Annotated in this window: 11 protein-coding genes and 1 tRNA gene; 9 read left to right on the top strand and 3 right to left on the bottom strand. The window is 60.1% G+C overall.

Annotated features, from left to right (window positions below):
* Positions 1–127: 127 nt before the first annotated feature.
* The 8 genes from GSQ75_RS06060 to GSQ75_RS06025 all read left to right on the top strand — a co-directional run bounded on the left by GSQ75_RS06060 (position 128) and on the right by GSQ75_RS06025 (position 10,320).
* Entirely contained in the window at positions 128–553 is a 426-nt protein-coding gene (locus tag GSQ75_RS06060) for a YciI family protein (protein ID WP_158753563.1), read from the top strand.
* 43 nt (positions 554–596) lie between these two features.
* A complete protein-coding gene (locus tag GSQ75_RS06055) occupies positions 597–1,010 on the top strand; it encodes a VOC family protein (protein WP_158753562.1) in 414 nt (137 codons plus the stop codon).
* A gap of 89 nt (positions 1,011–1,099) precedes the next feature.
* A complete protein-coding gene (locus GSQ75_RS06050; protein WP_158753561.1) occupies positions 1,100–2,386 on the top strand; it encodes an RNA polymerase sigma factor in 1,287 nt (428 codons plus the stop codon).
* A 734-nt stretch (positions 2,387–3,120) separates the two neighbouring features.
* A complete protein-coding gene (locus GSQ75_RS06045; protein WP_216840616.1) occupies positions 3,121–4,662 on the top strand; it encodes a DUF4331 domain-containing protein in 1,542 nt (513 codons plus the stop codon).
* 56 nt (positions 4,663–4,718) lie between these two features.
* Positions 4,719–6,023, top strand: coding sequence for a hypothetical protein (locus tag GSQ75_RS06040; RefSeq protein ID WP_158753560.1), 1,305 nt, complete (start codon positions 4,719–4,721; stop codon positions 6,021–6,023).
* Positions 6,020–7,279, top strand: a complete 1,260-nt coding sequence (locus tag GSQ75_RS06035; protein ID WP_158753559.1) for a HupE/UreJ family protein — start codon at positions 6,020–6,022, stop codon at positions 7,277–7,279. The genes GSQ75_RS06040 and GSQ75_RS06035 overlap by 4 nt, the downstream gene beginning before the upstream one ends.
* 152 nt (positions 7,280–7,431) lie before the next feature.
* Positions 7,432–9,627, top strand: a complete 2,196-nt coding sequence (locus tag GSQ75_RS06030) for a TonB-dependent receptor (RefSeq protein ID WP_158753558.1) — start codon at positions 7,432–7,434, stop codon at positions 9,625–9,627.
* 333 nt (positions 9,628–9,960) lie between these two features.
* The gene (locus GSQ75_RS06025) at positions 9,961–10,320 is read left to right on the top strand and encodes a hypothetical protein (RefSeq protein ID WP_158753557.1); all 360 of its coding nucleotides are present in this window, start codon (positions 9,961–9,963) and stop codon (positions 10,318–10,320) included.
* Between the two features lie 87 nt (positions 10,321–10,407).
* Here the strand turns inward: GSQ75_RS06025 and GSQ75_RS06020 are convergent.
* A tRNA-Val gene (locus GSQ75_RS06020) sits at positions 10,408–10,482 on the bottom strand.
* Between the two features lie 161 nt (positions 10,483–10,643).
* Here GSQ75_RS06020 and GSQ75_RS06015 point away from each other — a divergent pair.
* The gene (locus GSQ75_RS06015; protein WP_158753556.1) at positions 10,644–10,985 is read left to right on the top strand and encodes a lipid-A-disaccharide synthase N-terminal domain-containing protein; all 342 of its coding nucleotides are present in this window, start codon (positions 10,644–10,646) and stop codon (positions 10,983–10,985) included.
* Between the two features lie 110 nt (positions 10,986–11,095).
* Here the strand turns inward: GSQ75_RS06015 and metH are convergent, their stop codons facing one another.
* Complete coding sequence (metH, locus tag GSQ75_RS06010; protein WP_158753555.1) at positions 11,096–13,786, bottom strand: methionine synthase; 2,691 nt, start codon at positions 13,784–13,786, stop codon at positions 11,096–11,098.
* A 1-nt stretch (position 13,787) separates the two neighbouring features.
* Positions 13,788–14,882, bottom strand: coding sequence for a homocysteine S-methyltransferase family protein (locus GSQ75_RS06005; protein ID WP_158753554.1), 1,095 nt, complete (start codon positions 14,880–14,882; stop codon positions 13,788–13,790).
* Between the last annotated feature and the right edge of the window lie 33 nt (positions 14,883–14,915).

The raw sequence follows: 14,915 nt of genomic DNA, 5'->3' as shown, positions 1-14,915 counted from the left end.
TTCCGGAAAGTGTTCCTGGGTATGTCGATCCGGGGATTGCCCGTTCGTCGCTGGGATAGAGCGAGGGTTCGAGGCACGGGCTTCGTCCGCATGGGCTCCCGGTTCGTAACCTGAAGGAGAAACGACAATGCGATGCATCGTGATGGTCAAGGCCACTCAGGCTTCAGAGGCCGGTGTGATGCCCAGCGAGAAGCTGCTGACCGAGATGGGCCGGTTCAACGAGGAGCTGGTCAAGGCCGGCATCATGCTGGCGGCTGAGGGACTGCAGCCCAGTTCGAAGGGTACAAGAGTGAAATTCTCCGGCAGCCAGCGTAGCGTGATCGACGGGCCGTTTGCCGAGACCAAGGAGCTGGTTGCCGGCTTCTGGCTGTGGCAGGTGAAGTCGATGGAGGAGGCGGTCGAATGGGTCAAGCGCTGTCCCAACCCGTTCGAAAGCGAATCGGAAATCGAGATCCGCCAGGTGTTCGAGGCGGATGACTTCGGTGCCGAGCTCACGCCGGAGCTGCGGGAGCAGGAGGCGCAGTTGCGCGTGCAGGCGGCGGTGAAGTCATAGTCCAGTATCGGACCCAGTCCAAGATTGATTGGTGGAGTACCTCATGCAACTGACCAACTACCTCATTTTCAACGGCAACGCCGAAGCGGCATTCAAGTTCTACGAGCAATGCCTGCGCGGCAAGATCACCATGATGATGCGTTTCGGCGAAGCGCCCGGCTGCGAGAACATGCCGGCGGAAAGTCGCGACTGGCTCATCCACGTACGGCTGGAAATTGGCGACCAGGTGCTGCTGGCTTCCGACTGCCCGCCCGATCGTCCGTACGACGGCATCAAGGGTTGCTCGGTGTCGATCCAGATTCACGACAAGGCAGAAGGGGAACGCATTTTCAACGCGCTGAAAGAGAACGGCACGGTGCAGATGCCCTACGAGAAGACCTTCTGGGCCGAGCGCTTCGGCATGTTGGTCGATCAATTCGGCGTACCGTGGATGATCAATTGCGAAAAGGAGCAATGAACTCGCGCGTTGCCAGCAACGGCCGAGAAGCAGACGGAGCCACACACGGGCTTGCATCAAGGAGTGGCAGGTGATGTGATCGGCCGCCTATGCCAGCGACCGACACCCATCGCACCATCGATGCCGTATGGCGGATCGAGTCTCCCCGGCTCATCGCCGGCCTGACCCGCATGCTGCGCGACGTCGGCTTGGCCGAAGAGCTGGCGCAGGATGCGCTGGTCGTCGCCCTGGAACAGTGGCCGACGTCGGGCGTACCGGACAATCCCGGCGCGTGGCTGATGACCACGGCGAAACGCCGCGCGATCGACCGCCTGCGCCGCGGCAAGCTGCTTGAGCGCAAGCATGTGGAACTGATGCACGAGCTCGAAGCTGCGCAGGAGGATGCCGTGTCCAAGGTTGAAGCGGCTCTCGATGATCCCATCGGCGACGACCTGTTGCGGCTGATGTTCATCGCCTGCCATCCGGTGTTGTCCGTCGAGGCGCGCGTGGCGTTGACTTTGCGCCTGCTCGGTGGCCTGACTACCGAGGAAATCGCCCGGGCATTCCTGGTGCCCGAACCGACTATCGCGCAGCGTATCGTCCGCGCCAAGCGCAGCCTGGCCAATGCGCAGGTGCCATTCGAGGTGCCGCGCGCCGAGGAGCTGCCAGCGCGGCTGTCTTCGGTGCTCGGTGTCATCTATCTCGTCTTCAACGAAGGCTATTCCGCGACGGCAGGTGACGACTGGATGCGGCCAACGCTGTGCGAAGAGGCATTGCGTCTTGGCCGAGTACTGGTCGGACTGGTGCCGCGCGAAGCGGAGGCGCATGGTCTGGTTGCGCTGATGGAGGTCCAGGCCTCTCGCGCACATTCGCGTGTGAACGCAGCAGGCGAGCCGATCCTGCTGCTTGAGCAGAACCGTGCGCAGTGGGACCAGCTGCTGATCCGCCGCGGACTGGCAGCGCTCGATCATGCAGAAAAGCTGGGTGGTGCGCTCGGCCCTTATGCTCTGCAGGCCGCTATAGCTGCCTGCCACGCGCGCGCAATCACCGCAGAGGACACTGACTGGACGCGGATCACAGAACTCTATGCAATGTTGGCGCAGCTGGCCCCCTCTCCAGTGGTGGAGCTCAATCGTGCCGTGGCGGTGTCTATGGCGTTCGGTCCTGTCGCGGGCCTCGAACTCGTCGATGCGCTGACCGCTGAACCCACACTTGCGAATTACCACCTGCTGCCAACCGTGCGGGGCGACTTGTTGTTCAGGCTCGGTCGGTTCGACGAAGCGCGCCCTGAATTCGAGCGCGCCGCCTCACTTACTCAAAACATGCGCGAGCGTGAATTGTTGCTGGGACGCGCAAGGGCGTGTGCGCGCGAACCGGCATCCCAAAATCCACGATGATCGACGCGAAGCACTTTATTTTTCACGCTGATATGCGGGGTCAAGACGTGTGCGTTTGCGAATGGCTTCGGGTTGCGAGCAATTACCGTTTGCACCATGGCTTTGTGATGTGAAATATGCGTTGGGGTGAGCGCGCCAGCCGCACCCGACGCAGTGAATGTCAGCTTCGGATGGCGGATGTTGCCGGCATGCGTCGCCCTCCCAAAGTGGCAATACATCGCCAGCTGCCGAAAGTTGATGAATTGACCAGCTTGGCTTGACTGATTGATCGAACTACCGTGACCCATCTCAGATGCGTCATCTGAGATGGGTCAAAAGTCCATACTCGTCTGGAGAGCTGTGGTGAAGTGGCCCGCAGCTTGGCTCGCCGCTGTTTCCAATCCTGTTAACAGCCATGAATGTTCGGCTTCATTTCATTTTTAATGAATGCCAGATGAATAGTCACTGACAGTATTCACCTCTCCCTCAGGCTTTTGCATCCGCTCATCGCATCGATGCGTACCTCCATGTGTCTCCAAGGAAGTGAGATGGCCCAGGGGGTCAGCGTGAAGATCAGCCATCCGATGTGCATGCCATCGCGTCAGATACGCACGTTGGCAACACCACCGTTTCTGCCTTACGTCGAACAGATCACACAGGAGCCGCATGTAATCGGGAGCCGCGTAGTGTCGCTTTAGCCTCAAGCCCGAGAGAACTCCGCGGAATTGAATCATTCAGTGCGACGAGGTAACACCATGAAATTGAAATTGAAACCCATAGTTCTGCTCTTGAGCTTGCTGCCCGTAGTCGCGATGGCGTCAAGCCATCGCGAGGCCCCGTTCATCAGCACCATGCCGCAGCTCGATGCCAGCGACTTCTACATGTTCATGAGTTATGAAACAGGACGCACCGGATACGTAACTTTGCTGGCCAATTACAATCCGCTGCAGGACGCTTACAGCGGTCCGAACTTCCACACGTTGAGCGACCGGGCTGTATACGATATTCGCATCGACAACACCGGTGGTGCGACAGCGAATCTCGCTTTCCGGTTCACATTCACCAACACGTACAACAAGCTCGCTGTTCCCACCGGTGGCGGCACATCAACCACGGTGCCATTGATCAACATCGGACCGATTACCGCCAGCAATCAGAGCAATCTAAACGTCACCCAGACCTACAAGGTGGAGTTAGTGCGGGACGGTGGCGTTGGACAACCGATTACCAATGCCACAGGTGGGTCGGGCACGTTTACCAAACCCGCGGACAACATCGGCAACAAATCAATCGCCGACTATGCCACGTACGCCGGCAACTACGTCTATAGCATCATCATCCCCGGATGCGCTTCGCCTGGTCGCATGTTTGTCGGTCAGCGCAAGGATGGTTTCGTCGCCGATCTGGGCGCGATTTTCGATCTGGTGAATCTCAACCCGCTCGGGGGCGTAGGCTCGACTCCCAATGCGCTTACCGACAAGAATGTCGACACGCTGGCGCTCGAAGTTCCTGTCGCCTGCTTGCGCGATACCGCCGGCGATCCTGTGATCGGTGGCTGGACAACTTCATTCGTGCAGGACAACTGGGTCTTGAGCCAGACCGGCACGCAATCGGATTATTACGCACCGAACAACTTCTACAGTGACCGTTACACCCAGGTATCCCGATTGGGTTCGCCGCTGGTCAATGAACTGGTCATTGGTCTCAAGGACAAGGACAATTTCAATGGCAGCGTGCCAAGCGCTGATGCGCAGTTTGCCAGCTATGTAACCAATCCGACGCTGCCGGTTCTATTGAATGCATTGTTCGGCACAGCGGCGGTGGTGCCACAGACGCCACGCAACGATCTGGTAAGTGCTTTCCTTACCGGCCTGCCCGGGCTCAATCAGCCGGCCCACGTTGTCCCTTCCGAAGAGTTGCGACTGAACACCACCATCGCACCCACGGCGCCCGCATCGCAAAATTACCTCGGTGTGCTCGGGGGCGATCTGGCGGGCTTCCCGAACGGGCGTCGTCCTTATGACGATGTCGTCACCATCGCGCTTCGTGTGGTGGAAGGTGCCATTTGCAGTACGACGTACGGCACCTGTGGCAACGAGACTTCCGATCCGAACAATGGTGCGGCTTATACCGACGGCGCGAATTCACCGGGGCCGACGGCTGCGACTGAAAACGTGGTGGGCGACGAGAACGCAGCGGACACTTATCTGGCTGTGTTCCCGTACCTCAACACACCGGTTCCGGGTTCGGTCAATGCGACGGCACCCAGTGCAGTCAATGCCAGCGTCCATCATTGATATCTTGCAAGTTTCCAGCTGATTTATTGCAGTAAGCCGCCTTCGAGTATGACTCCATGAATGACACACACGAAGGCACGGTCGACGAAGTACGGCGCAGTTCATGCTGCGTCGTACTTCGTCTTTTTTTCCCATTGCTGTTCATGTTGCCAATTCCTCTCGCTGCTCAAACGGCTCGGGACGCTCCCTACATTCCCGCCAATGACAGCGTTGTCCTGCAGCTCGTACCTCCGCGGACTGATCCTCGTGTGCGTCAATTCGACCAACTGCGCAGCGATTTCAGTGCTCACCCTCAAGATGCGACAAAGGCCGTGTTGCTTGCCACAGCCTATGTGGACTACGGCCGTTCGACTGGCGATGCCCGTTACTTGGGCCGCGCAATGGCAGTGATTCAGCCATTCATGGCATTACCGACACCGCCTGTTCCGGTCATGCTCATACACGCGACGATCCAGCAAAGCCGGCATTTTTTCCAGGCATCCCGCGACGAACTTACGCAGATTCTCAAACGTGACCCGGGCAACGTTCAGGCACTGCTGACGTTGGCCACGGTTGCGATGGTTCAGGGCGACCACGCTCTGGCAAACCGCCTATGTGTCGACCTAACCAACAATGCCGGCAATTTCATGGGCATGATCTGTAGCGCCTCATTGCGCAGCCTCAGCGGGCAGGGCGCGCAGGCTGATGCATTGTTCTCGTATGTGGAGAACCCAGGCCCCAAGGCCCCCCCCGCCATCCCGGCGTGGATTGAGGGTTTGATGGCCGATAACGCGGCACGCATGGGCCTCGCCGATCAGGCCGATGCTCATTTCAAGAAAGCCCTGCAACTGACGCCAGGTGACAACTTTTTGCTGGCCGACTACGGCGAATTTCTGATTGATCATGTCCGCGCCAAAGAGGCGATTGACCTGGTCGGCGGTGATACCCAATCCGACACATCGTTTCTGGTTCTCGTGACAGCGGAGAAAGCGCTCGATTTGCCAAAAGCCAAGGCCGACATGGCGGAAATGGATGCCCGGTTTCGGTCCATGGACCAACGCGGGGATCACGTCTTCATGCGCGAGGAGGCGAGCTATCTGTTGCATGTCGAGCATGATCCAAAGGCCGCGTTGGATTTGGCCATGCAAAATTGGCGGGTACAGCGCGCACCCAAGGACGTGCGCGTCTATCTCGAGGCTGCGCTGGCCACGAACGATCCCGCGGCAGCAAAGCCTGCGCTCGATTTCATCGATAGTACGCATCTCAAGGATGTGACCATCGATCCACTCGTGGCGCAGCTGAGGGCGGCTCAGCCGGATCGATCAGCGTTGAACGTGTCCGCCTCAGCCAGCCGCTCTTTCTCGCGCGGGAGCGATCGATGAACCTGCAAAGATGGCTGTATGCCTTGTTCGTCATCGCCATTGGCTTCAGCCCGCTGAGTGCCTATGCACACAAGGAAAGCGATGCCTACCTCACCTTGCGCACTGACACTGCCAACGATCACGTAATGCATGGCCAGTGGGATATCGCCCTGCGTGATCTCGATTATGCGATCGGTCTCGACAGTAGGCACGATGGAGCGATCACCTGGGGCGAGGTCAAGGCGCAGCGCAAGGTCATTGAGGACTATGCGCTGTCGCGACTAGAGGTCAAGGGCGACGGCCTGACCTGCGCGATGCAGCCGACTGGACAGAAGATCGACGAGCACACCGATGGTGCCTATGCAGTCATCCTGTTCGATGCGGTCTGCGACAAGAACATCCCGAGCAAGCTCACGGTCGTCTATCGCCTGATGTACGACCTCGATCCTTATCACCGCGGCATTGTCACCATTCACGCGGGCGACAAGATCGCCGGCGCCGTGCTCGGGCCGAGCGACCCCGTGGCCAGCCTGAACTTGCGCGAGCCGGATCGCTGGGGGGAATTCAAGAGCTTTGTCACGGACGGTATCTGGCACATCTGGACCGGTATCGATCACATATTGTTTCTGCTGTCGTTGTTGTTGCCGGCGGTCCTGATCAGGCGCCGCTTGCAGCCGCGAGGTGATGGATGGCGCGCAAGTGCTGCCCTGGCCGAGACCAGCGGCGCGTTGATGGCGCTTACGGCACAACCCCCGCAATATCGCTGGGAGGCTTCGCCGAGATTCTGGCCGGCATGCCTGGATGTCATCAAGGTCGTATCCGCGTTCAGCCTATCGCATTCGGTGACGCTGTCGCTGGCCGTTCTTGGCATCGTGCACTTGCCCGATCGATTGGTGGAATCCGGTATCGCCCTGTCGGTGATGGTCGCGGCTCTGAACAACATCTATCCGGTTGTACACAAGCGCGTCTGGTTGATTGCCTTTGCCTTCGGTTTCATCCACGGCCTGGGTTTTGCCAGCGCCCTGGCCGGGCTGCAGTTGCCGGCCGGCGCCATGGCAGCGTCCCTCGGTGGTTTCAGCGTTGGCGTGGAGATCGGCCAGGAAGCCATCGTGCTGGCCTTCCTGCCGCTGGCGTACATGCTGCGCAAGACATGGTTCTATCAAGTGGTGCTCTTGCGCTGGGGGTCGCTGTTGATCATCGCTCTCGCTACTGGCTGGTTGGTGCAGCGAGCCTTCAATATCCTGATTCCAGGTTTCAGCGCGATCATTCCAAATTGATCCAGCGCTACGGAGCCAGCGCTGACATGTTGTCCGTATTAAACCCGTACTTACTTTGACTTGAACGCTGCAAATTGTTCGTGCGACTTTCGGGATATGGCCAATATCACTATCGATCTTGGTTTGCCGCGGTGCACGTATGGAGTCAGTCCATGGATACGTTGCACTCTTGTCGGGTTCTTGCGAAGAGTTTGTCGAGGTGGTTCGTCGGCTTGGTGTTATGCGCTGCTTCGATCGCTAACGCGCAGCCTGCCGACACGCCGGCGAGCCAGCCAATCAGCGATACCGCACCAGCCAGCGCATCATCAGCGACCACGCTGACGCCGGTCGACGTGGTTGGCCACTACAACAACGGTATTGGCACCAGCAGCGCCGCGTCGCAGGGCGTCATTCTCGGGTCGCTGCTGCAGGATATTCCGCTGCTGCGCCCGGGCGAGGTGCTGGAGGCGATTCCAGGCATGGTGGTGACCCAGCATTCCGGCGATGGCAAGGCCAACCAGTATTTTCTGCGTGGCTACAACCTCGATCACGGCACCGACTTCGCCACCAGCGTGGACGGCGTGCCGGTCAACATGCCGACCAATGCACACGGCCAGGGCTATTCCGACCTCAATTTCCTGATACCCGAGCTGGTGCAGCAGATCGATTACCGCAAGGGCACCTACTTTGCCGAGAACGGCGATTTCTCCGCTGCCGGTTCGGCCGACATTCTTTACCGCAACGTCCTACCCAGTCCCATCCTCGACCTTACCCTCGGCAGCTTCGATTACCGTCGCATGCTGCTGGCCGGCTCCACGCCAGTGTCGCTGCCGGCTTGGGCCACGACCGACAGTGGCAACACCAGCGCCGCCGGCCCCACCTTGCTGGGTGCGGTGGAGGTGCTGAGCGAAAACGGACCGTGGCGGTTGCCCGAGGACATGCACAAGTTCAACGGACTGACGCGCCTGAGCGATGGCGATGCCGCGCGTGGCTGGTCCATCGACCTCAACGCCTATGACGCCCATTGGGATTCCACCGACCAGGTGCCACTGTCGCTCATCCAGTCCGGGGCGCTGTGCCAGTTCTGCGCGTTGGATACCAGCGATGGTGGCTATAGCGGCCGCGACATCCTCTCCGGCGAATGGCATACCCAGGACGCCAACGGTTACACCAAGGTATCGGCGTATGCCGAGCACTACCGACTGCAGCTGTTTTCCGACTTCACCTATTTCGAGCTGCGACCGGACACTGGCGACCAGTTCGAGCAGGCAGAGTCGCGCAACCTGGTTGGCACCAAGATCGCCCGCGGCTGGACCGGGAGCCTGTTCGGCCATGATTCCACCACCGAGGCCGGCTTTCAGCTGCGTCACGATCATATCGATGTCGGTCTGTTCAACACCGAGGACCGCATCCCGTTCCAGACTGTCAACGACAATCGCGTCAACGAAACCGAAGCAGCCGTGTATCTCGAGAACACCACCGTGTGGAGCGACTGGTTTCGCAGTCAGATCGGTATACGCCAGGACGATATTCACCTGGGCCTGACCGAGTTTAATATTCCGCAGAACACCGGCGACGCGTCCGGGAGCCGCACATCGCCAAAGCTCGCGCTGGTCTTTGGCCCGTGGGCCAAGACCGAGTTTTTCCTCGATGCTGGTGACGGCTTCCATAGCAACGACGCGCGCGGTGTGATCTACCGGATCGACCCGACCACTGGTGGCTCGGCATCGCCCGTACCGCCGCTGGTCGGTGCCTTCGGTCAGGAGATCGGTGTACGCACCGAGATCATTCCCGGCCTGCAAAGCTCGCTGTCGCTCTGGCGTTTGAACAGTGAATCCGAGCTGGTTTACGACGCGGATTCGGCAGTCGGCAGCACCACGCCCAACGGTGCCAGCAAGCGTTACGGCGTGGAATGGAACAATCACGCGGTGATCAACGACTGGTTGCTGTTCGACGCCGATCTGGCATGGACGCATGCGCGCTTCGCCAACAACAACGACAATGGCGAGTTGGGTGATCACATACCCAACGCAGTGCCGAAGGTCGCATCGTTGGGCTTGACCGTACACGACGTCGACAACTGGTCGGGCGATATCAAGCTGCGCTACATCGGCAAATATCCACTATCGCAGGACAACACGCTGGTCGGTTCGTCAGCGATCGTCACAAACCTGCGTCTGCAGCGCACGCTCACGTCTTCGGTATCGCTGACGCTGGACGTACTCAACCTGTTTGACCGCAGGTATTACGACATCGAATATGAGCAGGACTACCGTGCTTCGCTTGCCAGCGCGCCAGTGCCCGATGGCATTACCGTGCATCCCGGCGAGCCACGGGAGGTACGTCTCAGCCTTGATCTAAAGCTCTGATGCTTCCTGCCGCGCGGTTGTATTTCAAGGATGGACGTTGCGGAACAAACGGTTTAAGAATGCTTGCCTGGACTGAAAAGTCATTTGAAGTGCTCGATACAACCGGCGGTCGTTGCCAACAGGGTGACAATGACTTTCTTCTCGCAACCAAGTCGCCAGACCGGTTCCACTCCGGAGTAGCGAGAATGGCATCGCAGGTTTCGTTTGGTATGTTCAGGTGGAGATGTGCGAGCCGGTGATAGCTACCCGGCTATGCGGTTTCAGTCGAAAGCGGAAGCCAGATACACTGATGATGGTCTGGCACAACATGAAAACCCACGGATACAAATGATCATGAAACGATATCTGGCCTTCATTGCTGTTGTTGGGCTCCTGTCCGCATGCACCGAGGTACAAAGCCTGCGCGATTCACCCGCGACCGGTTACTACGTAGGAGACAGAAGCGTGGATGAGGTTGTCGCCTGTGTTTCTGGAAGCTGGTCGAAAAGATCGGCTCAGATGGCCGTCGTACCGATGTTCGGGGGAACCAGTATCCAGCTCAGGGATGGTGCGGGCGGCCCAATGGTCGCACTGGTAGATATCGTCGCCACTGGGCCAACCACTACCGCAAAGTATCATGCGAACGCTGGACAGGACGCCTGGTTCTCCGAACAGGTCATGGACTGCATGCACGCGACCTCATCCATCGATTAGTCGAGGCAGGTAAGTGGCGTTTGCCGCTCTGACGTTCATGCAACGAAAAAGGCCACCTCATCCGGTGGCCTTTTTCGTGGAATCTAGTGGTGGGCGATGCAAGGATCGAACTTGCGACACCTGCCGTGTGAAGGCAGTGCTCTACCGCTGAGCTAATCGCCCGCCGAGAACGCGGAATTCTAGGGGGAGTCGTCGCGCGGGTCAATGGTTGGCGCCGGTTTTCGTCCCCGGACAGGGCGACTGGCAGGCTATGGGCCGGCTCGGCGGTGGTGCGTGTGGAGGGTTGTAAACTCGCCGTTCTTCCAACGCCAAAGCACCCGACCATGGATTTTCTCAGCACTCAACTTGCCCATATCCTGCACGCGTTGCAGCATTTCCAGCTGACACCGTGGAAGGTTGTTGGCTTGCTCGGCTCGGTGATGTTCACCAGCCGCTGGTTTGTGCAGCTGTACTACACACGCAAGCACAAGCGGGTGGTGATGCCGCTGTCGTTCTGGTGGCTGTCGGTGGTGGGCAGTGCGTTGTTGCTGGCTTATTTCACGGTCGGCAAGAACGATTCGGTGGGCATCATCTCGAATTTCTTCCCGGCGTTCGTCTCGGTCTACAACCTGGTCGTGCATCTGCGTCATCACAAGAACAGCATTACCGGTGACACGATTGCCTGACCTGGAGTCGTAGGAGCGCACCTACCCACAAGGGACTTCCTTCGGTCGTGCGCGATGGCCTTTCGCGAGGTACACGCAAAAGCATCGCGCACAGTGTGTATTCCTACCGGTCATTCGGGGTCGTAGTCGAGGTTGGAGGCGAGCCAGCGTTCGGCTTCGACCAGTGTCCAGCCTTTGCGTTTGGCATAATCTTCGACCTGTTCCTTGCTGAGCCGACCGACCACGAAGTACTGGCTTTCCGGATGCGAGTAGTACCAGCCGGAGACGGCAGCCGTGGGGTACATCGCGAAGCCTTCGGTCAGTTCGATGCCGGTGTTGCGGGTGACGTCGAGCAGGGCGAACAGCGCAGTCTTTTCGGTGTGGTCGGGGCAGGCCGGGTAGCCGGGAGCCGGGCGGATACCGCGGTATTTTTCGGCGATCAGCGCGTCGTTGTCGAGTGATTCGTCCGGCACGAAGCCCCAGAACTCGCGCCGTACACGTTCGTGCATATGCTCGGCAAAGGCCTCGGCTAGGCGATCGGCGAGTGCCTTCAGCAGGATCGACGAATAGTCGTCGTAATCGGCCTCGAAGCGCGCCAGATGTTCTTCGATGCCGATGCCGGCGGTGACTGCGAAGCCGCCCAGCCAATCGGGCTTATCGAATTCTTTTGGTGCAATGAAATCGGCCAGGCAGAAATCGGGGCGCTCGACGGGTTTGTCGACCTGTTGACGCAGGCTATGCAAGATGGCGAGCCGCTGCGTGCGATCGGTGTCGGCATACACTTCCACATCGTCGCCGACATTCGCCGCAGGCCACAGGCCGATTACGGCGCGGGCGGTCAACCACTTCGCGGTGATGATCTTGTCGAGCATTGCCTGTGCATCGCGGAACAGTTCGCTGGCCTGGGTGCCGACCACGGCGTCGGTGAGGATGGCAGGATAATGGCCTGCCAGTTCCCACGCCTGGAAGAACGGCGTCCAGTCGATGTAGGGACGCAGCGTGGCGAGATCGTAATCGTCGAACACGGTGACGCCTGGCTTGTTCGGCTGCGGTGGCGCGTAGGTGGCCCAGTCGCAGCTGAAGCGCTGGGCGCGCGCCTTGGTCAGCGATACCAGCTGTTTGCCGGGGCCGCGGTTGCGATGGCGTTCGCGCACGTCGGCATAGTCGGCGCGCACCTTGGCGAGAAAGTCGTCGACCAGATCCTTGCTGACCAGCGACTGCGCCACGCCGACGGCGCGCGAGGCGTCCTTCACCCAGACCGTGCCGGCCTTGTAATGCGGCTCGATTTTCAGCGCGGTGTGCGCACGCGAGGTGGTGGCGCCGCCGATCAGCAGCGGGATGTGGAAGTCCTGCCGCTGCATCTCGCGCGCGACCTGGCTCATTTCCTCCAGCGACGGCGTGATCAGACCGGACAGGCCGATCATGTCGGCCTTTTCTGCGATCGCGGCCTCCAGAATTTTTTGCGCCGGTACCATCACGCCGAGATCGATCACCTCGAAGTTGTTGCAGCGGAGCACCACGCCGACGATGTTCTTGCCGATGTCGTGCACGTCGCCCTTGACCGTGGCCATGATGATCTTGCCGTTGTTCTTGCCCATGTCGCCGGTGCGCAGCTTTTCCGCCTCGATGTACGGCAGCAGGTAGGCCACCGCCTTCTTCATCACGCGGGCGGACTTCACCACCTGCGGCAGGAACATCTTGCCGGCACCGAACAGGTCACCGACCACGTTCATGCCGTCCATCAACGGCCCCTCGATCACGTCGAGCGGGCGCGTCGACAGTTGGCGGGCTTCCTCGGTGTCTTCGACCACGTACTGGTCGATGCCGTGTACCAGCGCGTGGCTGAGTCGCTCGCGTACGTGTTTCTCGCGCCAGGCGAGCGTCTCGACCACGGCTTCGCCACGCTTGCCCTTGTAATTGTCGGCGATCTCCAGCAGCCGTTCGGTGGCGTCATCGCGGCGATTCAGCACCACGTCCTCGACGCGCTCACGCAGCGGCGGATCGATGTCGTCCATGATCGTCAGCGCGCCGGCGTTGACGATGCCCATGTCCATGCCGGCTTTGATGGCGTGGAACAGGAATACCGAATGGATCGCCTCGCGCACGATGTTGTTGCCGCGGAACGAGAACGACACGTTGGAGACGCCGCCGGAGATATGGCAATCCGGGAAGCGCCTCTTCAATTCGCGGGTGGCTTCGATGAAATCCACCGCGTAGTTGTTGTGCTCCTCGATGCCGGTGGCGATCGCAAAGATGTTCGGGTCGAAGATAATGTCTTCGGGCAGGAAGTCGAGTTCCTTCGTCAGCAATTCATAGGCGCGCGAGCAGATCTCCACCTTGCGCTCGCAGGTGTCGGCCTGGCCTTGTTCGTCGAATGCCATGACCACCGCGGCGGCACCGTACTGCTGCACTTTGCGCGCGTGTTCGAGGAACTGTGCTTCGCCTTCCTTCATCGAGATCGAGTTGACGATGCCCTTGCCCTGCAGGCAGCGCAGGCCGGCCTCGATCACCGTCCATTTGGACGAGTCGATCATGAATGGCACGCGGGCGATATCCGGCTCGGACGAGATCAGGTTGACGAAACGGGTCATCGCCGCCTCGGAATCGATCAGCCCCTCGTCCATGTTGATGTCGATGATCTGCGCGCCGTTTTCGACCTGCTGGCGGGCTACTTCGACCGCCTCGTCGTAGCGGTCTTCCTTGATCAGCTTCTTGAACTGTGCCGAACCAGTGACGTTGGTGCGCTCGCCGACGTTGATGAACAGCAGGTCGGGTGTGATGACCAGCGGTTCGAGGCCCGAAAGGCGGGTATGACGCGCCATGTTATGCGGCCTCCACTTTGGTGGCCGATGGCAATGTACGCGGCGGATGGTTGCGCACCGCCTCGGCAATCGCCTTGATATGCGCCGGCGTGGTGCCGCAACAGCCGCCAACCAGGTTCAGCAGGCCATCGCGGGCGAAACCGCCGATGACGCCAGCCATGTCCTCGGGGGTTTCGTCGTATTCACCGAAGGCGTTCGGCAGGCCGGCATTCGGATGGGTGCTGACATAACTCTCGGCGATACCCGCCAGCGTCTGGATGTGCGGGCGCAGGTCGTCCGCGCCGAGTGCGCAGTTGAAGCCGACCGACAGTGGCCGCGCGTGGCGCACCGAGTAATAGAACGCCTCGGCGGTCTGGCCCGACAGAGTGCGGCCGGAGCGGTCGGTGATGGTGCCGGAGATCATCACCGGCATCCGTGCGCCACGCTGGTGGAACAGCTCGCTCAACGCGAACAACGCGGCCTTGGCGTTCAAGGTGTCGAAGATCGTCTCGACCATGATCACGTCGGCGCCACCGTCGATCAGGCCGTTGGTGGATTCGGTGTAGTTCTCGGCCAGCTCCTCGAACGTGACGTTGCGGAAGCCCGGGTCGTTGACGTCCGGCGACAGCGAGGCGGTGCGGCTGGTGGGCCCGAGCACGCCGATCACGAAGCGCGGCTGGTGTGGCGTTTTTGCAGTCATCGCATCACAGGCAGCGCGGGCGAGGCGGGCGCCTTCGAGGTTCAATTCGTAGGCCAGATGCTGCAGCTGGTAATCGGCCTGGCTGATGCGGGTGGAGTTGAACGTGTTGGTCTCGACCAGGTCGGCGCCGGCCTCGAGGTAGGCCTCGTGCACGCCGCGGATGATCTCCGGCTTGGTCAGGGTGAGCAGGTCGTTGTTGCCCTTCAGGTCGCAGCCACCGGGATGGGCATGATTATCGTGGACATGCGCATGACCGTCGTGGCCATGCTCGAAACGCTCGCCACGAAAGCCGCCTTCGTCCAGCTCATGCGCCTGCAGCATGGTGCCCATGCCGCCGTCGAGGATCAGGATACGCTGGCGCAGCGCCTGCTCCAGCAGGGCGACGCGATCGGGGTGGATCCAGGGCAGGTTACTCATCAAACGTCCTTCGGTTATGCGGTGAAGCGGTAG

Source organism: Dyella sp. S184 (assembly GCF_009766065.1).
Lineage (GTDB): Bacteria > Pseudomonadota > Gammaproteobacteria > Xanthomonadales > Rhodanobacteraceae > Rhodanobacter.
Note: the sequence above shows the minus strand (reverse complement) of the source record. Positions and strands in the feature narration are given on the sequence as shown.